Genomic DNA, 19405 nt, shown 5'->3' with positions numbered 1-19405 from the left:
TGGGAGGGACCCGAACGTGGAGAACATGACCATGCTGCGCACCGACCAGGTGGCTGAGGAGCGAGACCTCGTCGGTGTATATCTGCACGAGATCTCGCGTACTCCGCTGCTCGACGCGGCGCAGGAGGTCGACCTCTCTAAGGCGATCGAGGCAGGACTATATGCTGAGCATCTGCTGGAGGCCGACAAGCTCAAGCGCGGCCTGAAGCGCGACGAGCTGGAGAAGCTGGTCGCCGAGGGCGAGCACGCCAAGGACCTGTTCATCCGCGCGAACCTGCGGCTGGTGGTGTCCATCGCCCGGCGCTACGTGCGCTCGGGCATGCCGATGCTGGACCTGATCCAGGAGGGCAACACCGGCCTGGTCCGGGCCGTCGAGAAGTTCGACTACGTGAAGGGCTACAAGTTCTCCACGTACGCGACCTGGTGGATCCGGCAGGCGATCAGCCGGGCCATCGCCCAGCAGGAGCGCACCGTGCGGCTGCCCGTCCACCTGGTGGAGGACGTCAACCGGATGCGCAACGTGACCCGCCAGCTCACCCGTGAGCTGGGCAGCGACCCCGAGCCGGACCAGATCGCGGCCGCGCTGGGCGTCACCGTCGAGCGGGTGACCGAGCTGATCCGCTGGTCGCAGGACACCGTCTCGCTGGACACGCCCGTGGGCGACGACGGCGACACCAACCTGGGTGACCTGGTCGCCGACCGCGACACGCCCAGCCCGGAGGAGATCGTCCTCTCGGCGCTGGAGCGCCAGCGGATCGAGGGCCTGCTCAACCACCTCGACGACCGTTCCGCCGGCATCATGCGCGCGCGGTACGGCCTGGAGGACGGTCGCGAGCACTCGCTGACCGAGGTGGCGTCGCGCTTCTCGCTGTCCCGTGAGCGCATCCGCCAGCTGGAGATCCAGGCGCTGGGCCGGCTGCGTGAGCTGGCCCGCGCGGAGGGCCTGCAGTCCGTCTGACCCTTCTCTCCCACTGACGCAGAAGCCCTCTCCCGAGTCCGGGAGAGGGCTTCCTGCCGTGCTGGTCCGGTTACAGGCGCACGCGGCCGTAGCCGTACGGGCTCATCATGTCGACGCTGGCGATCTTCACGACTTCGCCGGTGGTGGGCGCGTGGATCACCTTGCCGCTGCCGACGTAGAGCGCCACGTGTCCCAGGCCCGAGTAGAAGACCAGGTCGCCGGGCAGCAGCTGGGACCGGCTGATGTGGGCGACCTCACGCCACTGCGTGGCGGCCTGGTGGTAGAGGCTCACGCCCGCGGCCCGCCACGCGGCGAGCGTCAGGCCCGAGCAGTCGTACCCGTTCGGCCCGTCGGCGGCCCACACGTACGGCTTGCCCAGCTGCTTGTACGCGAACGCCACGGCGACGCCGGCCTTGCCCTTGTACGCGGGGATGGAGCCGGTGTAGGTGGACGACTTCTCGTCGGTCAGGCCCGCCTGGCGGCGCAGTTCCTTGAGCTTGGCCAGGTCGCGCTCGATGCCCTTGCGCTGGGTCTCGACCGCGGTGAACCGGGTGGTCTGCTCCTGCAGCCGCGCGTCCAGTGCCGCCTTGACCTCGAAGCGGTCGCCGGCGGCCCGGTGCGCCTCGTCGATCTGCGCCCGCTGACTCGTGGCGAGCTGGTCCAGGGCGCTGAGCCGGGCCAGCAGCCTGCCGTCGCCGGACGAGTCCAGCAGCGCGTTCAGGCCGCTGAACGACCCGGTGCGGTACGCGGTCGACGCGATCCGGGCGACGTTGCCCTTCGCCTGGTCGGCCTTGACCTCCAGCGGGCCGAGTTCGCGTTCCAGCGCGGCGGCCTCGGCGCGGGTCTCCTTGAGCTGGGTGTTGAGCTTGTTGTACTGCTCGACGACCTTTTCCAGCTGGTCGGACTTCTGCGTGATCTGCTTGCGGAGCTCGGCGGCGCTGGGCGCGGCGTGCGCGGGGGCGCCGAATCCGAGCAGTGCGATGGTCAGTGCTCCGGCTGGGGCGAGCAGGCGCGCCGCAGCGCGCCGGCCCCTGCCATGGGGGGATGACAAGGTATGGGTGGCCCTTCTCCGCAGCCGCCTACCGAGTTAGCTGACGGGTTCGGGCGAAGGGCGCCCTACTGCGATCACTGTGAGTGACCACAGATTCACCCCGATAACCTGGGTCCCCGGTTCGCGCGCGCCCGCAGGGATCGATCTTCACGGGTGCGCCGCGATTCGGCGGCGCTGGTCCGGTGCCGCCCGGGGGTGGGCGACGGACAACCGGCCAGTGCCAGTCACGGTAGTCCCGGAAAGCGCCAAGCCCAAGGGCGAGTTGGGCGATGTGCCCGACCTGATCCAGGAATGCGGAAAAAGTTCCGTCACATTAGGTGATTCCTGAACGCACATTAGGTTCAGGGAACGTGCCAACTTGCCACCTGGCTGATTGAGAGGCTTCACAACGACGGCTGTCTCGGTCACACTGAGGTCACGAGGCAGCCGGGAAGTCCACCGACGGACGGCTCGCGCGGCGGCTCACAGCATCACCGAAGACACAGAACGAAAAAGACCGACACCCGGCGGCCACCGGATGTCGGTCCACAAGCTCCACCACATGCCAGGCGTCGCCACCTCTGCGGGCACCACCACCAGCCGGGCCCGCGTGTCGAGCAGTTGGGAGACTTCCATGGAGCCTACACGGGCACCGGAACGGCCACCAGAACAAGCCATCGTGACCATCCGCCCGGGGCTGCACATCTCGGCGACATGTTTCCAGGTCGGAGCGCGTCACTTCACCCTCGGCGCCATCCAGAACGTCCACACCCGACAGGCCGGGCACGACCCGCTGACGCGCCGCGTCGGCGCGATGGCCGTGGTCGGCATGGTCCTGCTCGGGGCGTTCGCACCGCTGCTGCGGCCGACCGGCATCGTCGCCGCCGTCGCCGTGCTCAGCGGACTGGCCGTGGCCACACTGATCAGCGCGCGGCGGCGGCCGCGGCGGCTGGAGCTGTGGGCCGACTACCACGGCCACCCCACCCAGCTGTTCGTCAGCGACGACTGGTGGCTGTTCCACGCCGTGGAGCGTTACCTGCGGCGCAGCCTCGTCGAGGCGCGGCTGGGCCACCTGAACCTCCCGCGGCCCCGGCCGAGCCGCGGCGTGCCGCACCCCTCGAACATGCACCCCTCACGGCTGGTTCCCGGTGGGGGCCGGTCCGGCTGGGAACGCGCCGCCTGACCACCCGGCTCAGAAGACAGGGCGTTGCCGCAGCTCGCGGCAACGCCCTCGCGGTGTGCGGGCGCTCACTCGGTCCTGATGATCGTGAACGCCTCGGCCAGCCTGCCCGGCAGGCCGAGCGTCTCGGCCAGGCCGCCCAGCCGCTCGCGCAGCATCACGTCGAGCTCGTGCAGGTGGGCCGTCTGGGAGACGTGCGCCCGCAGGGCGGCGAGCTTGCGGTCGAAGGTGTCGGTCACGTCGACCGCGTGGTCGGGGTCGGGCCCCGCCGAGTACCAGATCTCGCGGACCGTCCAGGCGGCCAGGCCGGCCGCGCCCAGGTCCGGGTGCGCGAACGGGTTGCGGGCGTCGGGGTAGACCGCGCAGGTCACCGCCTCGCCCACGGCCAGGTGGTCGGGGTGGCTCGGCCCGGCGATGCGGTCCCAGCGGCGCAGCGGGGAGCTGGTCAGGATGCGGTCGGGCCGGGCCCGCCGGATCGCCGCCACGAGGTCCTTGCGCAGGGCCAGGCTCGGCGTGACCGAGCCGTCGGCGTACCCCTCCAGGAAGTCGACCTGCTTGACCCCGACGGCGGCCGCGGCTGCCCGCTGCTCGGCCTCCCGCAGGCCCGGCATCGCCTCGCGCGGGGTCTCGTCGAAGCCACCCGCGTCACCCCTGGTGACCAGCAGGTACGACACCTCCAGGCCCTCGTCCACCCAGCGGGCGACCGTGCCTGCCGCGCCGAAGTCGACGTCGTCGGGATGCGCGAACACGCACAGCACCCGCTGCACATCGTCGCAGGGCGCAGCGGAGGGAGGAAAGCTCATGCCGCCGAGCATATGCCGCACGCTGCGGCAAGCCGTTACGTGGTGATCAACGAAGCTCCCCGGCGACGATCACCACTCCGCGGCAGGCCGCTACGTGGTGATCAGCGAAGCTCCCCGGCAACCTTGGCGATGAAGGCCAGCGAGTCGGCCTCGCTCAGCGCCGTGCCGGTGAGCATGGTGAAGGTGTCCCGGTACGGCGCGGCGACCTCGCCGCGGTCGAGGAACTGGCCCCGGTCGGGGTCGCCCGCGAGGGCGCTGTTCAGCTCCAGGTAGACGACGTCCTCGCCGAACGGGAAGGACAGCAGCACGAACGTCGACTCCATGGTGTGGATGCCGCTGGACAGCGGCAGCACCCGCAGGTGGATGTGCGGCGCCGCGCCCAGGGCGACCAGGTGCAGCAGCTGGTCGCGCTGCACGCCGACACCGCCGTTGATGCGGCGCAGCACCGCCTCGTCGAGCACCGCGTGGACCTGCGGCGGGTCCTTGCGCTGGAGCACGTTCTCCTGCCGGCGCAGCCGGATGTCGAGGTAGGTCTCGTGGTTGCGGCTGTCCTGCTCGGGCATGCGCAGCCCGGCGATGACCGCGCGGGCGTACGCCTCGGTCTGCAGCAGACCCGGCACCACCAGCGACTGGTACATCGACAGCGCCGACGCCCCGTCCTCCAGCCCGATGTAGGTGGCGAAGCGGCCGGACATGACCTCGCTGCCGTACTGCGTCCACCACGAGCGCTGGCGCGAGGCCCGGACCAGACTCTCCATCTCCGACATCTCCGAGGCGTCGTCGATGCCGTAGAGCTGCATCAGCGCCCGCACGTCGGTCACGGTCATCCGGACGGTGCCGTTCTCGATCCTGATCACCTTGGAGAGTGACCACTCGAGTTCGGAGGCGACCTGTTCCTGGGTGTAGTCGGAACTCTCCCGGGCGGAGCGGAGCGCGTGTCGTAGCCTGAGACGGGCGACCGCCGGGCTCTGCGCGCTCACGTGGATCTCCGCCTTCCGTTCCCGCCACGGACTGAGCCGCTGGCGAAACGCCGTATGGCTACTTGCGACCAATCTTTCGGACGAGTTTACTGGGGGCGCAGCCCTGCGCGCCAATGACCGGCATGCCAGTAACCGCGCGGGCGTACTCGCTATCCATCGTGACCTGGAGTGAACCTATGACGTCTGTGCTGGGCGCAGCATGGCGCAAGAGCGGCCGCTGCGAATCGGCCCACTGCGTGGAGGTCGCAGACCTCGGCACCACCGGAGTGGGTCTTCGAGACTCGGTGAGCCCGGCGCAGCATCTGGTCGTGTCGGCGGAGGCGTTCCGAGCTTTCGTGGCCGGCGTGAAAACCGGAGAGTTCGACCTGCGCTGACCCCGTACGGAAGAACGGGCTCCGGCCGGCACGCGACGACGACGTGCCGGCCTTCTGTTTGCCCCGGGGGCGGACGTGAATGTGAGCGCGGGAGTGCCGGTCGTTCACGACTCATGGCATGTTCGTGAATTCGCGGATATGCAACAGTGATGAACGGGAACCGGAACTAGGCGTAAGGCGGTAGGCCATGTCCGAGAACCAACAGGACCGCCACTGGCGGCGGTCGTCCCGGTGCGAGTCCGGGCACTGTGTGGAAGTGTCCTTCGACGGTGAACTGGTCCTCGTGCGCAACTCGCGAGAGCCGAACGGCCCGTGGCTGACCTTCGACGCCGACGAGTGGCGGGCCTTCACGGCCGGGCTCGTGGCCGGAGAGCTGCGCGGCTGAGCAGTGTCAATGCATGGCGTTGCCGACGATGGTCCACAGTCGCAGCGACGCCTCCCGGGCGCTGGGCCGCGCCAGCGAGTTCTTGTCCATGCAGGCGCGGCACAGGTCGGAGACCGCCTGCGGCAGGCCGGGCACGGCCAGCACCGGGGTGGGCGCGAGCCGGCGCAGCGCCGCCGGGCCCTGCGGGCTGCGGTTGCCCCCGGCGTACGGTGACTTGCCGGTGAGCACCTGGTAGAGCAGGGCGCCCAGGGCGTACACGTCGTCGGAGGGGTTGGCGAACTCCGGGGTGGCCTTGCTGCCGATGAGCTCGGCCAGTCCGAAGTCGACCACCTTCGGGCCGGTGGTGGTGATCATGACGTTGCCGGGGGTCAGGTCCCGGTGCACGACGCCGCGCCGGTGGGCCACCGCGAGCACGTCGGCGGCGGTGGCGGCGACCCGCACCGCACCGGCCCAGGGCAGCGGCCCGTCCAGCAGCACGCTGGTCAGGGCCTCACCCTTGAGCAGTTCGAGGGCCAGGTAGCCGATGTCGCGGCCGTCCGGCCCGGTCTCCACGCCCACGTCGAGCACCTTGGGCACGTGCGGGTGGCGCAGCCGGTCGGTCATCGCGGCCTCGTGCCGGATCAGGCCGGAGTAGCGGTCGTCGACCACCTTCACCGCGAGCCGGCGGCCGGCGGTCGCGTCGACGGCCTGGTACACAGTGGAGACTCCGCCGCGCGCCAGTGGCCTGGTCAGCACGTATCGCCCTGCCAGCGCCGTACCGATCGGGACCTCCACGGGCGGGATTCTTCCGCAATCAACGACACAAAGCCATTGGACGTACTTGAAATCTTCGCTAAATGATTATCTGCCGACGCAGCTTCCCCACAGGCCGCGCCGCTGGGTCCGCGCCTGCTCGACGGCGTCGTGCAGCTCCTGCTGGTGTGCCAGGTTGGGCCGGATCGCGAGCTCGCGCACGGCCCCGCGGGCGGCCAGCTCCCCGTTGACGAAACGGCCGTCGGCGGTCCACGCGTAGACCAGGCGGCGGCCGTACGGGTCGAGCCGCTGCTCGTCGGGCAGCAGCCACAGCCGGGAGCCGTTCGGGGCGAGTTCCTGCAGCTCGGTGCGGGCGGTGTCGGCCCAGCACCGGGGACTGCCGTCGGCGCCGTGCAGTTCAGGGGCGTCGATGCCGAGCAGCCGCACCTGGACCGGGTCGGTGACGTCGATCACCGGACCCGGCTGGTCGGCCGTGACCTGCAGCGAGTCGCCGTCGAGCGGGAAGTCCACGCGCGCCGCCTGCGCCCCGGCGGGCGGCCGGGCGGGGCGGGGCGACGGGGTGGGCGAGGCCGTCGCGGCCGGAGGCGGGGGGCCGGGGCGGCCGTAGGTGTACCAGAGCCAGCCACCTGCGGCGAGCGCGAGTACGACCAGCCAGAACAGCGTCGCGCGGTGCTCGCGCTGGCGTCCGCTTTGTCGCTTTCGTGGCACCGGACCATCGTCGCACTCCGGCTGCGCGCGTGCGGGGGTGGTCAGCGATTGACGGTGGCCTATTACGTGGACTTTTCGGCTTCCGGAGTCGATGAGATAGGCCACCGTTTATGAAAGGTCGCACCGGTCGCACCGGTCGCACCGGTCGCGCCGGCGCGCGGGCGGCGAGGGCGGCGAGGGCGTGATTTTGATCGCGCGCAGTTTAGTTGTGCACAACCTGAATCGTCGTTAGGTTGAGGGCATGACTCCTCTTTACACGGCCGTCGCGACGGCTACCGGTGATGGACGTGACGGCAAGGTGCGCAGCTCGGACGGGCTGCTGGAGACGGCCGTGGCGACGCCCGCCGAGCTCGGCGGGGCCGGCGGGGCGACCAACCCGGAGCAGCTGTTCGCGGCCGGGTACGCGGCCTGCTTCCACTCCGCGCTGCGGCTGGTCGCCCGGCGGGCCAAGGCCGACGTCGACGGCTCCGAGGTGACCGCGCACGTCGGGCTCGGCCGCGACGGCGCCGGATTCGGCCTGTCCGTGACCCTGGAGGTCGCGCTGCCGGGTGTGCCCGCCGACACGGCGCGCCAGCTAGTGGACACCGCGCACCAGGTCTGCCCGTACTCGAACGCCACCCGTGGCAACATCGACGTCCAGCTCGTGCTTCGCTGAGACCATGACCCGCGCCGACCGCCCGGACCCCGGTGACCTGGACCTGCAGAAGCAGGTCTGCTTCGCGCTGTACGCCGCCAGCCGCGCGCTGACCGCGATCTACCGGCCCGTGCTGGAACGGCTCGGCCTGACCTATCCGCAGTACCTGGTGATGCTGGTGCTCTGGGAGCGCGGCCCGACCTCGGTCAAGGCGCTGGGGGAGTCCCTGCAACTCGACTCGGGCACGCTGTCCCCGCTGCTCAAGCGGCTGGAGGCGGCCGGCCTGGTGGACCGCGCCCGCGACCCGCGCGACGAGCGCTCCGTCGTGGTCAGCCTCACCGCCTCCGGTGACCGCCTGCGCGAGCAGGCCACCGGCATCCCGCGGGCGATCGCCGAGGCGACCGGCGTGCCCGCTTCCGAACTCGCCTACCTGCGTGACACGCTGCGCAAGATCACTGAGGCGGCCACGGCCGTCCCGGACAAGGAGACGACGTGACCGTCGGACGTGAGATCCACCTGGCTTCGCGCCCCGTGGCGATGCCCACCCCGGACAACTTCCGGCTGGTGGAGGTGGCGGTGCCGGAACCCGCCGAGGGCCAGGTCAAGGTACGCAACCTGGTGATGTCGGTGGACCCGTACATGCGCGGGCGGATGAACGACGTGAAGTCGTACGTGCCGCCGTTCGCGCTGGACGCGGTGCTCGACGGCGGGGCCGTCGGCGAGGTCGTCGAGTCGCGCTCGCCCGACCTGAAGGCCGGTGACCTGGTGCTGCACGGCTACGGCTGGCGCGAGTGGGCGGTCGACGACGCGCGCCGCTTCCGCAGGCTCGACCCGGTCGCGCCGCCCAGCGCGTTCCTCGGCGTGCTCGGCATGCCGGGCCTCACCGCGTACGTCGGGCTGCTCGACATCGCCGCGATGAAGCCCGGTGACACCGTGTTCGTGTCGGGCGCGGCCGGCGCGGTCGGCAGCCTGGTGGGCCAGCTCGCCCGGCTGAAGGGGGCCGCCCGGGTGATCGGCAGCGCCGGCAGCGCGGCCAAGGTCGCCCACCTCACCGGCGACCTCGGCTTCGACGCCGCGTTCAACTACCGCGACGGCGACGTGTCCGCCCTGCTCAAGCAGGCCGCGCCGGAGGGCATCGACGTCTACTTCGACAACGTCGGCGGCGACCACCTCACCGCGGCCATCGCGCGGGCGAAGCCGTTCGCCCGGTTCGCGCTGTGCGGCGCGATCTCGGCGTACAACGAGCCGGTGCCGGGGCCGGACAACATGACCCTGATGATCGGCAAGCGGCTCACCATGCGCGGATTCATCGTGAGCGACCACAACGAGCGCATGGCCGACCTGATCCGCGAGGTCGGCGCGTGGTACGCGGCCGGTGAGATCAAGGCCGAGGAGACCGTGGTCGAAGGGCTGGAGAACGCGCCGGAGGCGTTCACCGGCCTGCTGCGCGGGGCGAACACCGGGAAAATGGTGGTGAAGCTCTAGCCGTACGGCGGTCGTCACGGGGCATCGCACAGCGTGACCGGTCACCTAGGATGCCCCGGTGACGATCATCCCGGCCGCCGCCGCGCCCTCGTTCGACCGGGCGGCGGCCTTCCCCGAGGTGCAGTCCGTGCGGACCTGGTGCCGCCAGGGCGACTGGGACTCCCTCGCCCGCCACTTCGCGCAGCTGCAGACCCCCGACGCGGTCTACTTCACCGCAGACGTCGTCGCGGAGGTGCCCGGCGTGATGAACCTGCTCGGCCAGGTGGCGGAGGCGCGGCCGTCGGCGATCCTGCCCAAGCTGCTGATCGGGGCGCGGGCCATCGACATGGCATGGGAGGCGCGCACCGGCGCGCAGGCGCAGCACGTCAGCCGGGAGCAGTTCGCCGAGATGCACGAGTTCCTGCGTTTCGGCGAGGAACGGCTGCTGGAGGTCACCGCCCGCGAGCCGGACAACGGGGCGGCGTGGGCGATGCGCATCACCAACGCGCGCGGACTGGAGCTGGGCCAGGCCGAGGCGCGCCGGCGCTACGACCGGCTGGCCAAGCACCACCCCCACATGTTCTTCGCGCAGACGCAGCTGCTGCAGCAGCTGTGTCCGAAGTGGGGCGGATCGTGGGAGGCGGCGTTCGGGTTCGCCCGCCAGTGCACCGCCGCCGCGCCCGAGGGCAGCATCAACGCGAAGCTCATCACCGAGGTCCACCTGGAGTACTGGCTGGCGTCGCGCGGCGCGGAGCGGGCCGCGTACCTGCACCGGCCCGAGGTGCTGCAGGAGCTCGCCGACGCGGCGCGGCGTTCGGTGCTGCACCCGTCGTTCCGGCCGGTCTACGGCTGGGTCGGCGCGCACAGCGGCTTCGCCTGCTTGTTCAGCCTCGCCGGGGAGCACGGGCGGGCCGCCGCGCACTTCCGCGCCCTGGGCGGTCTCGCGAGCACGTCCCCCTGGAGCTACCTGGGCGACGCGGCGCAGGAGTTCGTCAAGCACCGCGACCTCGCGCTGAAGGTGGGCTGACAGTGGTCGAGATGATCGAGGTCGACGGGGTGCCCACCCTGTTCGCGCCGTCCACCGGGCGGACCGCGGCCGGGCTGATCTTCCGGGTCGGCCAGGCCGACGAGACGCTGCCGCTGCACGGCATCACGCACCTGGTGGAGCATCTGGCGCTGCACGACAGCGGGCTGTCCGACTACCACTACAACGGCGAGACAGCTTCCGTGTACACCCACTTCCACCTGCGCGGCAGCGAGTCCGATGTGGTGGGTTACCTCGGCAAGGTGTGCGACGGGCTCGCCGACCTGCCGATGCACCGGCTGGAGACCGAGAAGGAGATCCTGCGCACCGAGAGCCGCACCCGCGGCGGCACCTCGGCGCTGCCGCTCTGGCGGTACGGCGCGCAGGGCTACGGCCTGCCCAGCTACCCGGAGTGGGGACTGGCCCGGCTTCGCCCGGAGGATCTGCGCTGGTGGGTGGAGAACTACTTCACCCGGGAGAACGCCGTGCTGTGGATCGCGGGCGATCGGGTCCCGGACGGGCTGCGCCTGCGGCTGCGGCCGGGGGTGCGCCGCCCAGTGCCGAAGCCGACCTCGGCCCTGCCGCAGACCCCCGCCTGGTACACCGGTGACGACACCAGTGTGGTGTTCAGCGCGGTGGTCCGTCGCAGCACCGCGGCCAGCGTCTATTCCGGAGTGCTGGAACGGGAGCTGTTCCGTGACCTGCGCCAGGAGGGCGGCTACTCCTACGCCGCGTCCACTTCGTGCGACCCCCGGGGCGACGGCTACGCGACGGTCTCCGCGTACGCGGACGCGCTGCCCGAGAAGCAGGACGCGGTGCTGGGCGGTTTCGTCGACGTGCTGGCCCGGCTGCGCCACGGGACCATCGACCCGGCGGGCGTCACCGCCGTACAGAACAAGTCCCTGGAGAACCTGAACCACCCGGAGATCGAGGCGGCCCGCCTGCCCGGACACGCGCTCAACCTGCTCACCGGCCAGCGCAACCTGACCGTGGACGAGCTGCGCGCCGAGCTGTCGGCGGTCACCGTGGCGCAGGTGCACGCCGTCGCCGTCGAGGCCTACGACACCGCGCTGCTGCAGACACCGTGCCGCACCACGGCCGACTGGGCCGGCTTCGCCGCCGCGCCGACCTCCTCGGAGTGCGAGGCCGACGGCCGCCGCTACGCCCACCGCGAGGACGGCGAGGTCGCGCTGGTGATCGGGCCGGACGCGGCGAGCATCGTGCGCGAGCACTCCTGCTCCACGGTCCACTACGCGGACTGCGCGGCCATGATGAGCTGGCCGGACGGCGCGCGCCGGCTCATCGGCAACGACGGCATCGTGCTGCACCTGGAACCCGCGATGTGGGCCATGCCGTACCAGGAGATCGGCGCGCTCGACGCCGGCGTCGGCCCGGCCCGGCACCTTCCGCAACCGGCGCGCGACCCGGCCTCGATCCCGCGGCCTGCCGCCGCCCCGCCCGCCGCCGCCCCGCCCGCCGACGGCGCCGGCAACGTCGGCGAGATCATCGCGATCGTGCTGCTCGGCCTCGTGGCCGCCGGTCTCGGCCTGCTCACCCTGCTGGGGGTGGTGGTCGGGATCGCCTCGGGCGGCGCCGAAGCGCTCGACTGGGCCTTCCTCGGCTGCATGGCCGTCTTCACCGCCATGTTCGCGACACCGGTCGTGATGCTGCTGCGCCGCCGCCGACGGCGGAGATGACGAAGGGCGCCGTCCGGGACTGCTGGTCCCGATCGGCGCCCCTGTTTCGGGATCAGCCCTTGAGCTTGCCCGTGCGGGCCGGGTCGAAGCTGGCGATGCAGGTGATCGCGCGGTCGCCGCGCGCCCAGCTCTCAGCGGTCGGGTAGAGGTAGTACGTGTCCACTCCCGGGTCGTCCACGGCGTTGGGCGCGTACGACTTGAGCAGGCTCGCGCAGCGCGGGTCGGCGATCTTCTCGATCCCGTCGACCCCCGGGAACGTGGTCTCGGTCAGCTTGAACTCGGCGTATACCTCACCGTCGTGCGGCTCGGTGCACGCCACGACCGGCAGCTCCTCGATCTCGTCCTCGGTGCTCAGGTCGTTGAGGCAGTCGCCGATGCGCAGCGAGTACACGGACGTGTCGTCGCCCGTGCCGCTGGTGCCGGTCGTGCTGTCGTCGTTGGCGGCGATGATGGCGACGCCGATCACGCCGCAGATGACCAGCGACCAGAGCGTGCTGAGGGCCAGGCCGGCGACGGCCATGCCCTTGCCGCCCTGGTTGCGCTTCTTGATCTGCGACAGCGCGACGAAGCCGAAGATGAAGCCGAGCAGGACGCCGCCCATCACGCCGAAGATCAGCGAGGCGATGGCGAAGCCGTTGGTCCCCGACTTCGGCGGCGGCAACTGCTGGTAGGGCGCCCCGTAGCCACCGGGCGGCGTCTGCTGCGGGGGAGCGCTGTAGGGCTGGCTCGCGGCGTACTGCGGGCCGGCGCCGTACTGCGGCTGTCCGGTGCCGTACTGGGGGGCGGCGCCGTAGGGCGCGTAGGGGTCCGCGGGCGGGCCGGACTGCGGCGCGGCCGGCGGCGGTGCCGGAACCTGCGGGTACGGCGGCTGCCCGTAGGGCGGCGGAGTCGATTCAGGTGAGGGGTAGTTCACCGGGGGAAGCTACCACCGACAGGCGACACCGTGTCGCCAGGTTTTCGCAGACCACCAGGCACCTGAGTGCCCGGAACGGCGTAGACCCGATGTGGTGCGCCCGGCAGGACTCGAACCTGCGACCTGAGGATTAGAAGGCCCCTGCTCTATCCAGCTGAGCTACGAGCGCGCGATTGAAGGCTACCGCGCGGGACGGCCGGCGTGATCGGCTACCCGGCGGAAGTTGACCACGATCCTAGGGCAGCGACACGCCCTCCGAACAGCGACTTATATTCATGCCCGCACTGATGCGCGGGTCAGCCCAGCCGGGTCCGGAGCCACCGGTCGGACTCGGCGAAGAAGCGGTCGCGGGCGGGCTGCCGGGACAGGGTCAGATCGTGCTTGCCGCCCTCGATGCGTGCCAGCGTGACCTCGCTGCCCAGCGCGGGCGCCCACCGCACGATGTGGTCCACGTTGAGCACCGCGTCGGCCTCGTGCGCCAGCTCCGACCACACCCGCTGCCGGTACGACGCCGTCGAGCAGCCGACGAACACCGGCACCCGCAGCCCGAGCCCGGCGTGCAGCCGGCGCTGGCCGCTGCGGATCGCCTTCAGCCAGGCCACCCGCACCGGGAAGCCGGTCACCGGCTTCCACTCGACCCGGTAGTCCCACTCGCCGTCGTGGTCGCGGTGCAGGCTCCGGCCGTACAGGCCGGGCAGCTTCAGCGGCACCACCCGGTACGGCGCGCGCTGGGCCAGCGACCCGACCGCCGACACCGCCGGGCGGCGCAGCACCCACGGCGCGTTGAAGTCGAAGAACGGGCTGTTGAGCAGCAGCCCGTCGACGAGCTGCGCGTCGGCGCGGGCGTGCGCCCACAGCGAGGCGATGAGGCCGCCGGTGGAGTGCGCGGCGACCACCATCGTGTCGTGGCCGTCCTCCTCGCGGATGATCCGCGCCGCCTCGTCCAGCTCGGGGAAGTACTCGTCCATGCTGCGGGTGAAGTTCGGCGTCTGGTGCGCCAGCAGGCTGCGGCCGTACTTGCGCAGGTCGAGGGCGTAGAAGTCGTAGCCGCGCTCGACGAAGAAGTCGGCCAGGTGGGTCTGGAAGAAGTAGTCGGTGAAGCCGTGCAGGTAGAGCACCGCGCGCCGGCTGCTCCCGGGCGCGCGCCGGCTCACCAGGGTCGCGATGACCCGGCCCTGGTCGTCGTCGGGGAGCTCGATGACGCGCTGCAGGTAGGGGTCGCCCAGGATGTCGGTCTGCACGGGCCTATGTTACCGCGAAGTAGGGGTCGGCATAGCAGATCAACTCCATGATCAGGCGGTTATCCCCAAGCTGCCGGCCGTCCACAGGACGCCGACCGCGTCGATGGCCCGCCCCGGCCCCCACGGCGCACTCTCTGCGGGTCGGACGTCGAGAGGAGAAGGCAGTGTTCGATACGAACATCACCATCGTGGGCAACGTGCTCACCGCGCCGGAGTGGCGGCGCACCAGCCAGTCCGGGCAGCTCGTGGCCAACTTCAAGGTGGCCTCCACAGCCCGCCGGCTGGACCGGGCCAACAACCGCTGGGTCGACGGGAACAGCCTGCGCGTACGCGTCAACTGCTGGCGCCGGCTCGCCGAGGGCGTCGCCAGCTCGGTCATGGTCGGCGACCCGGTCGTGGTCGTCGGCCGCCTCTACACCCGGGACTGGATCGACGAGGACGGGCAGCGCCGCGTGATGTACGAGCTGGAGGCGGCGGCGGTCGGGCACGACCTGTCCCGGGGCCGGGGCAAGTTCGCCCGGACCAAGCTGAGCACCGCGACCAGCGCGCTCGAGGACGGCACGGGCGAGAGCCGGGTGGGCGGCGAGGAGACCGAGGCAGCGCCGGACATGCGGATCGGACCGGACCTGAACGACCCGCTGTACGCCGAGGACGACGACGCGTCCTTCGGCGGGGCGTTCGACCTGGACGCGATCTCCTCGCTGCGCGGCGGCGGCCTGCAGGCCGAACTCGTCACCGGCGAGCAGGACGCCGACGACGAGGACGACGACGACCTCGACGAGAACGAGGCGGCGGCCCGCTCGCGCGTGCCCGTCGCGGCGTAGACCCCGGGAGGGGAGGGGCGACCGGTGGCATGCTGGGGGAGGCCGGTCGCCCCGCTACCGAGGGGGGAACATCGCGTTCCCCTAGGCTGGGGCCATGAGCGGGATCTTGATCGCCGGCACGACCTCCGACGCCGGCAAGAGCGTGCTGACCGCGGGCGTGTGCCGCTGGCTGCACCGCCGCGGTGTGCGGGTCGCCCCGTTCAAGGCGCAGAACATGTCGAACAACTCCGCGGTCGTCGTCGACGCGTCGGGCCGTGGCGGGGAGATCGGGCGGGCACAGGCGCTGCAGGCGGTCGCCAGCGGCTTGGAGCCGCAGGTGCGGTTCAATCCGGTGCTGCTCAAGCCCGGCAGCGACCACACCAGCCAGGTCGTGCTGCTGGGGCAGGCGGTGGACACCATCGACGCGGCGAACTTCCGGCGGCTGAAGTCGGCCATGTCCGGCGCCGCGTTCGCCGCCTACGACGAGCTGCGCGCCGAGTACGACGTGGTGGTCTGCGAGGGCGCGGGCAGCCCGGCGGAGATCAACCTCCGGGACCACGACTACGTGAACATGGGGCTGGCCCGGCACGGGCGGATGCCGACGATCGTGGTCGGCGACATCGACCGTGGTGGCGTGTTCGCGGCCATGTTCGGCACCGTCGCCCTGCTCGACGCCGAGGACCAGGCGCTGATCGCGGGGTTCGTGGTCAACAAGTTCCGCGGCTCACGAAGCCTGCTGCAGCCCGGCGTCGACATGATCGAGGCGGCCACCGGCCGGACCGTGTACGGCGTGCTGCCGTTCGATGTGGACCTGTGGCTCGACGCCGAGGACGCGCTCGCGTACGGGCGGGTGCTCGGTCGGCCCGGCCCGGCCCGGGGGCGGGAGTGGCTGCGGGTCGCCGTGGTGCGGCTGCCGCACATCTCCAACGCCACCGACGCCGAAGCGCTGGCCTGCGAGCCCGGCGTGAGCGTGCGGCTGACCGTCGAACCGGGCGAGATCGCCGACGCCGACCTGGTCGTGCTGCCCGGCACCAAGGCGACCGTGGACGATCTGCGCTGGCTGCGCGACACCGGCCTGGACCGCGCGGTGCTCGCGCACGCCCGCGCCGGGCGGCCGCTGCTGGGCATCTGCGGCGGCTTCCAGATGCTGTCCGAGCAGATCGCCGACGAGGTGGAGAGCCGCCGCGGCGAGGTGGCCGGGCTCGGGCTGCTGCCGGTGCGCATCGTGTTCGCGCCGGACAAGACGCTGTCCCGGCCGGCCGGTCAGGCGCTCGGCGCGGACGTGCGCGGCTACGAGATCCATCACGGGCGGGTGGCGTACCGCGATCCGGCGCTGGCCTCGCTGATCACCCTGCCCGGCGGCGAGACCGAGGGGGTGGCCGCGGGCAACGTGTTCGGCACGCACTGGCACGGCGCGTTCGAGTCCGACGAGTTCCGCCGCCGCTTCCTCACCCTGGCCGCGGGCCTGGCCGGGCGGCACGGCTTCGAGGTCGCGCCGGACACCGGCTTCGCCGCCATGCGCGAGGCCACCGTCGACCGCCTCGGCGACCTGGTCGAAGAACACCTCGACACCGAGTCCCTCTGGCACCTCATCGAGAAGGGAGCGCCCGTGGGCCTGCCCTTCCTGCCCCCCGGCGCACCGACGCTCGCATGACCTCCACCCGATTGCCTGCCTGCAGTTTCGGGGAAACTGCGCGATCGGTCGTGCCGATGGGTGCGGTTTCCCCGAAACTGCCGGGCGACCGGATCGGAGAGGAGGGGGTGTGGTGACGGACGCGGAGGTGGCGCGGGTGCTGGCGGCTCCGGCGCGGCTCGGACGCAGCCGGTTGGTGCTGGTCGACGGGCCGAGTGGGGCGGGGAAGACCTTCTACGCGGCACGGCTGGCGGAGGCGCTGGGGGAGCGTTCGGTCGCCGTGGTGCACACCGATGACCTGCTCGACGGGTGGGATGACCAGTTCACGTACTGGTCGCGGCTGGAGCGGCAGGTGCTCGCGCCGATCCGGCTCGGCGCGCCGGGCGGCTACCACCCGTACGACTGGCACCTGCGGCGTTTCGGCACCGAGTGGGTGACCGTGTGGCCTGCCGAGATCGTGATCGTCGAGGGGGTCGGCAGTGCCCGCGCGGAGGGCCGGGCCTGGGCCAGTCTAACCGTGTACGTCGACGCCCCGGCCCGGGTGCGCCGGGCGCGCAGCGTGCTGCGCGACGGTCCGGCGATGCAGCCGGTGCTGCGCGCGTGGCGGCGGCGGGAGGCGATCCACTTCGCCGCCGACGGCACCGCGACGCTGGCCGACGTGCGCATCGACGGAACCGGCTGAGCCCGGCGGCGTCGGTGCGGCACCGGCTCCAACCAGCCGATCGCCGTGCAGATCGTCGGCGGGCCGTGACAGGATCATCCTCATGACGACCCTCACTGTTGATGAGCTGCGCGCTGCGATCGAGCGCGAGCTCCCGGGGGTACGGGCCGACCTCGAGGCGCTCGTACGCATCCCCGGCATCGCCTTCGACGGCTTCGACTTCGCCCCGCTGGAGCGTTCCGCCCAGGCGGTCGCCGAACTCATGCGCGGCGTCGGGCTCGACGTGCAGGTCAGCCGCATCGGCGACGGGCACCCCGCGGTCATCGGCCGCCGCCCCGCCCCGCCCGGAGCACCGACCGTCCTGCTGTACGCCCACCACGACGTCCAGCCGGTCGGCGACCTGAGCAAGTGGGAGTCCGACCCGTTCGAGCCGACCGAGCGCGACGGCCGCCTCTACGGCCGCGGCGCCGCCGACGACAAGGCCGGCGTCATGGCGCACATCGCGGCGCTGCGCGCGTTCGGCTGCGGCACCGACGACGACCGGCTGCCCCTGGGCGTGGTCGTGTTCGTCGAGGGCGAGGAGGAGTTCGGCTCCGACTCGCTGCCCGGCCTGCTGGAGAAGCACAAGGCCGAGCTCGCCGCCGACGTCATCGTCATCGCCGACTCCGGCAACTGGGACATCGGCGTGCCCGCGCTGACCACCTCGCTGCGCGGCATCGTGAACAGCTTCGTCGACGTGCAGGTGCTGGAGTCCGCGGTGCACAGCGGCATGTTCGGCGGCCCCGTGCCCGACGCGCTGACCGTGCTGTGCCGGATGCTGGCCACCCTGCACGACGAGAACGGCGACGTCGCGGTGCCCGGCCTGGTCAGCGGCGAGGCTGCGCCGCTGGACTACCCGGTGGACCGCTACCGCGCCGAGGCGGGCATCCTCGACGGCGTCGAGCTGATCGGCACCGGCCGCATCGTCGACCGGATGTGGACCAAGCCGGCGCTGGCGGTGCTCGGCATCGACGCCCCGCGCACGGCCGAGGCACCCAACGCGCTGGTCCCGGTGGCCCGCGCCAAGCTGAGCCTGCGGCTGGCCCCCGGCGACGACCCGAAGTCGGCGTACCAGGCGCTGACGGCGCACCTGGAGAAGCACGTGCCGTGGGGCGCGAAGATCAGCTTCGAGTTCGAGCACGACGGCAACGCGTGCGTGATCGACGCGACCGGCAAGTACTTCGACGCGGCCCGCTCGGCGTTCGCGACGGCCTGGGACGGCACCGAGCCGGTCGAGATCGGCGTGGGCGGCTCGATCCCGTTCATCGCGACCTTCCAGGAGATGTTCCCGGGGGCGTCGATCCTGGTCACCGGTGTGGAGGACCCGCACGCCAAGGCGCACGGGCCGAACGAGAGCCTGCACCTGGGCGAGTTCGCGCGAGTCTGCCTCGCCGAGGCGCTGCTCCTGCACAACGTGGCCGAGGCCGCCAAGTCCTGACCCGCGTGCCGCCCACGCGCCCGCGCACCTGCGGGCCGTGGGCGGCTCACGTTCCACGCCCCGTTTGTCATCGACGTTGGCCTATCACATCGAGTTCGATCTACTCGTATTCGATGTGATAGGCCAACGTCGATTCCAGGTGGAGCGCGTCGGGCCGGTTACAGGGCGGCGAGTGAGCGGGCGTAGTTGACCTGGGCGTGGATGTGGGCGACCACGCGCTGGTCGGTCACCGGGATGCGGATCACGTACTGCCGCGGGCCGTTGGTGATGAGGACCTGCACCGTGCCGCTGTACCGGGTCTCCTTGGCGAGCAGGAAGAGCAGGCTCAGGAAGCAGACCAGGAAGAAGCCCACGACGGCGCAGACCACCGCCCAGGCAGGGATGCGCTGCTGGGAGTGCCACTGGTCGCTGACCGTCCACTGCGAACCGCGCAGCGGGATCTCGCCCGACGGCGTGTGAATGGTGGTCGAGCTGACCGACACCTCACCGAGCTGCACCAGCACCGGCCCAGGCCCGCCGGCCGGCCGCCCTGGGGGCGTGGCCTGCGGACGGGTTGCCGGAGCCGGCTCGCTCGGCAGCTGCAACCGCGGCGGCGCGGGCTGCGTGGCCCGGGCCACGGGCGGCGGCGCGACGGGCGGGGCCGGCGCCGCGGACGCGACCGGAGGCGTGGACACCTGCGCGGAACCT

At 71.7% G+C, this 19405-nt stretch carries 20 protein-coding genes, 1 tRNA gene, 1 pseudogene and 1 riboswitch; of the genes and pseudogenes, 13 read left to right on the top strand and 9 right to left on the bottom strand.

Annotated elements, in window-relative coordinates; translation table 11 throughout:
• The first annotated feature begins 25 nt into the window (after positions 1 to 25).
• Positions 26 to 958, top strand: coding sequence for a sigma-70 family RNA polymerase sigma factor (locus tag Cco03nite_RS36175; protein WP_203698535.1), 933 nt, complete (start codon positions 26 to 28; stop codon positions 956 to 958).
• A 70-nt stretch (positions 959 to 1028) separates the two neighbouring features.
• Here Cco03nite_RS36175 and Cco03nite_RS36170 read toward each other — a convergent pair whose 3' ends face one another.
• Positions 1029 to 2009, bottom strand: coding sequence for an NlpC/P60 family protein (locus Cco03nite_RS36170; protein ID WP_239167941.1), 981 nt, complete (start codon positions 2007 to 2009; stop codon positions 1029 to 1031).
• A gap of 9 nt (positions 2010 to 2018) precedes the next feature.
• Positions 2019 to 2188, bottom strand: a riboswitch (cyclic di-AMP (ydaO/yuaA leader).
• A 479-nt stretch (positions 2189 to 2667) separates the two neighbouring features.
• On the opposite strand from Cco03nite_RS36170, the gene Cco03nite_RS36165 reads away from it, so the two are divergent.
• Positions 2668 to 3171: a DUF6232 family protein gene (locus tag Cco03nite_RS36165; protein WP_203698521.1), complete on the top strand. Its 504-nt coding sequence runs from the start codon at positions 2668 to 2670 to the stop codon at positions 3169 to 3171.
• Between the two features lie 65 nt (positions 3172 to 3236).
• Here Cco03nite_RS36165 and Cco03nite_RS36160 read toward each other — a convergent pair whose 3' ends face one another.
• The gene (locus Cco03nite_RS36160; protein ID WP_239167940.1) at positions 3237 to 3971 is read right to left on the bottom strand and encodes a PIG-L deacetylase family protein; all 735 of its coding nucleotides are present in this window, start codon (positions 3969 to 3971) and stop codon (positions 3237 to 3239) included.
• A gap of 101 nt (positions 3972 to 4072) precedes the next feature.
• A complete protein-coding gene (locus tag Cco03nite_RS36155) occupies positions 4073 to 4951 on the bottom strand; it encodes a helix-turn-helix domain-containing protein (RefSeq protein WP_203698520.1) in 879 nt (292 codons plus the stop codon).
• Between the two features lie 176 nt (positions 4952 to 5127).
• Here Cco03nite_RS36155 and Cco03nite_RS36150 point away from each other — a divergent pair, with 176 nt between their 5' ends.
• Both Cco03nite_RS36150 and Cco03nite_RS36145 read left to right on the top strand, forming a co-directional pair.
• On the top strand, positions 5128 to 5325 hold the full coding sequence (locus Cco03nite_RS36150) for a DUF397 domain-containing protein (protein WP_203698519.1): 198 nt from the start codon (positions 5128 to 5130) through the stop codon (positions 5323 to 5325).
• 187 nt (positions 5326 to 5512) lie between these two features.
• Positions 5513 to 5710 (top strand): DUF397 domain-containing protein, encoded by a 198-nt coding sequence (locus Cco03nite_RS36145; protein WP_203698518.1) that lies wholly within the window; start codon positions 5513 to 5515, stop codon positions 5708 to 5710.
• Positions 5711 to 5716: 6 nt separating this feature from the next.
• On the opposite strand, the gene Cco03nite_RS36140 is transcribed toward Cco03nite_RS36145, so the two are convergent.
• Complete coding sequence (locus tag Cco03nite_RS36140) at positions 5717 to 6484, bottom strand: serine/threonine-protein kinase (RefSeq protein ID WP_203698517.1); 768 nt, start codon at positions 6482 to 6484, stop codon at positions 5717 to 5719.
• A 66-nt stretch (positions 6485 to 6550) separates the two neighbouring features.
• On the bottom strand, positions 6551 to 7171 hold the full coding sequence (locus tag Cco03nite_RS36135; RefSeq protein ID WP_203698516.1) for a thermonuclease family protein: 621 nt from the start codon (positions 7169 to 7171) through the stop codon (positions 6551 to 6553).
• 241 nt (positions 7172 to 7412) lie between these two features.
• On the opposite strand from Cco03nite_RS36135, the gene Cco03nite_RS36130 reads away from it, so the two are divergent.
• From Cco03nite_RS36130 to Cco03nite_RS36110, 5 genes are read left to right on the top strand one after another with little or no spacing between them, the layout of a single operon-like run.
• Entirely contained in the window at positions 7413 to 7826 is a 414-nt protein-coding gene (locus Cco03nite_RS36130) for an organic hydroperoxide resistance protein (protein WP_203698515.1), read from the top strand.
• Between the two features lie 4 nt (positions 7827 to 7830).
• Positions 7831 to 8301 carry a MarR family winged helix-turn-helix transcriptional regulator gene (locus tag Cco03nite_RS36125; RefSeq protein ID WP_203698514.1) on the top strand — a complete coding sequence of 157 codons (471 nt, stop codon included), beginning with the start codon at positions 7831 to 7833 and terminating at the stop codon, positions 8299 to 8301.
• Positions 8298 to 9290, top strand: a complete 993-nt coding sequence (locus Cco03nite_RS36120) for an NADP-dependent oxidoreductase (RefSeq protein ID WP_203698513.1) — start codon at positions 8298 to 8300, stop codon at positions 9288 to 9290. The genes Cco03nite_RS36125 and Cco03nite_RS36120 overlap by 4 nt, the downstream gene beginning before the upstream one ends.
• Before the next feature lie 58 nt (positions 9291 to 9348).
• Complete coding sequence (locus Cco03nite_RS36115; protein WP_203698512.1) at positions 9349 to 10296, top strand: hypothetical protein; 948 nt, start codon at positions 9349 to 9351, stop codon at positions 10294 to 10296.
• An 11-nt stretch (positions 10297 to 10307) separates the two neighbouring features.
• Positions 10308 to 11990, top strand: coding sequence for a M16 family metallopeptidase (locus Cco03nite_RS36110; protein WP_239167943.1), 1683 nt, complete (start codon positions 10308 to 10310; stop codon positions 11988 to 11990).
• Positions 11991 to 12042: 52 nt separating this feature from the next.
• Here Cco03nite_RS36110 and Cco03nite_RS36105 read toward each other — a convergent pair whose 3' ends face one another.
• The 3 genes from Cco03nite_RS36105 to Cco03nite_RS36095 all read right to left on the bottom strand — a co-directional run bounded on the left by Cco03nite_RS36105 (position 12043) and on the right by Cco03nite_RS36095 (position 14144).
• Positions 12043 to 12903, bottom strand: coding sequence for a DUF4190 domain-containing protein (locus Cco03nite_RS36105; RefSeq protein WP_203698510.1), 861 nt, complete (start codon positions 12901 to 12903; stop codon positions 12043 to 12045).
• 92 nt (positions 12904 to 12995) lie between these two features.
• A tRNA-Arg gene (locus tag Cco03nite_RS36100) sits at positions 12996 to 13072 on the bottom strand.
• Between the two features lie 127 nt (positions 13073 to 13199).
• A complete protein-coding gene (locus tag Cco03nite_RS36095) occupies positions 13200 to 14144 on the bottom strand; it encodes an alpha/beta hydrolase (RefSeq protein WP_203698509.1) in 945 nt (314 codons plus the stop codon).
• 164 nt (positions 14145 to 14308) lie between these two features.
• Here Cco03nite_RS36095 and ssb point away from each other — a divergent pair, with 164 nt between their 5' ends.
• From ssb to Cco03nite_RS36075, 4 genes are all read left to right on the top strand, one after another.
• Positions 14309 to 14968 (top strand): single-stranded DNA-binding protein, encoded by a 660-nt coding sequence (ssb, locus tag Cco03nite_RS36090; protein ID WP_203698508.1) that lies wholly within the window; start codon positions 14309 to 14311, stop codon positions 14966 to 14968.
• A gap of 94 nt (positions 14969 to 15062) precedes the next feature.
• Positions 15063 to 16601 carry a cobyric acid synthase gene (locus Cco03nite_RS36085; RefSeq protein ID WP_203698507.1) on the top strand — a complete coding sequence of 513 codons (1539 nt, stop codon included), beginning with the start codon at positions 15063 to 15065 and terminating at the stop codon, positions 16599 to 16601.
• Positions 16602 to 16710: 109 nt separating this feature from the next.
• Positions 16711 to 17262, top strand: a complete 552-nt coding sequence (locus Cco03nite_RS36080; RefSeq protein WP_239167938.1) for a uridine kinase family protein — start codon at positions 16711 to 16713, stop codon at positions 17260 to 17262.
• An 82-nt stretch (positions 17263 to 17344) separates the two neighbouring features.
• Positions 17345 to 18718 carry a dipeptidase gene (locus tag Cco03nite_RS36075; protein ID WP_203698506.1) on the top strand — a complete coding sequence of 458 codons (1374 nt, stop codon included), beginning with the start codon at positions 17345 to 17347 and terminating at the stop codon, positions 18716 to 18718.
• A gap of 158 nt (positions 18719 to 18876) precedes the next feature.
• Here the strand turns inward: Cco03nite_RS36075 and Cco03nite_RS43020 are convergent.
• Positions 18877 to 19405: pseudogene (locus Cco03nite_RS43020) on the bottom strand (hypothetical protein); the annotation flags it as partial.

The organism is Catellatospora coxensis, from assembly GCF_016862635.1.
Classification (GTDB): domain Bacteria; phylum Actinomycetota; class Actinomycetes; order Mycobacteriales; family Micromonosporaceae; genus Catellatospora; species Catellatospora coxensis.
Note: the sequence above shows the minus strand (reverse complement) of the source record. Positions and strands in the feature narration are given on the sequence as shown.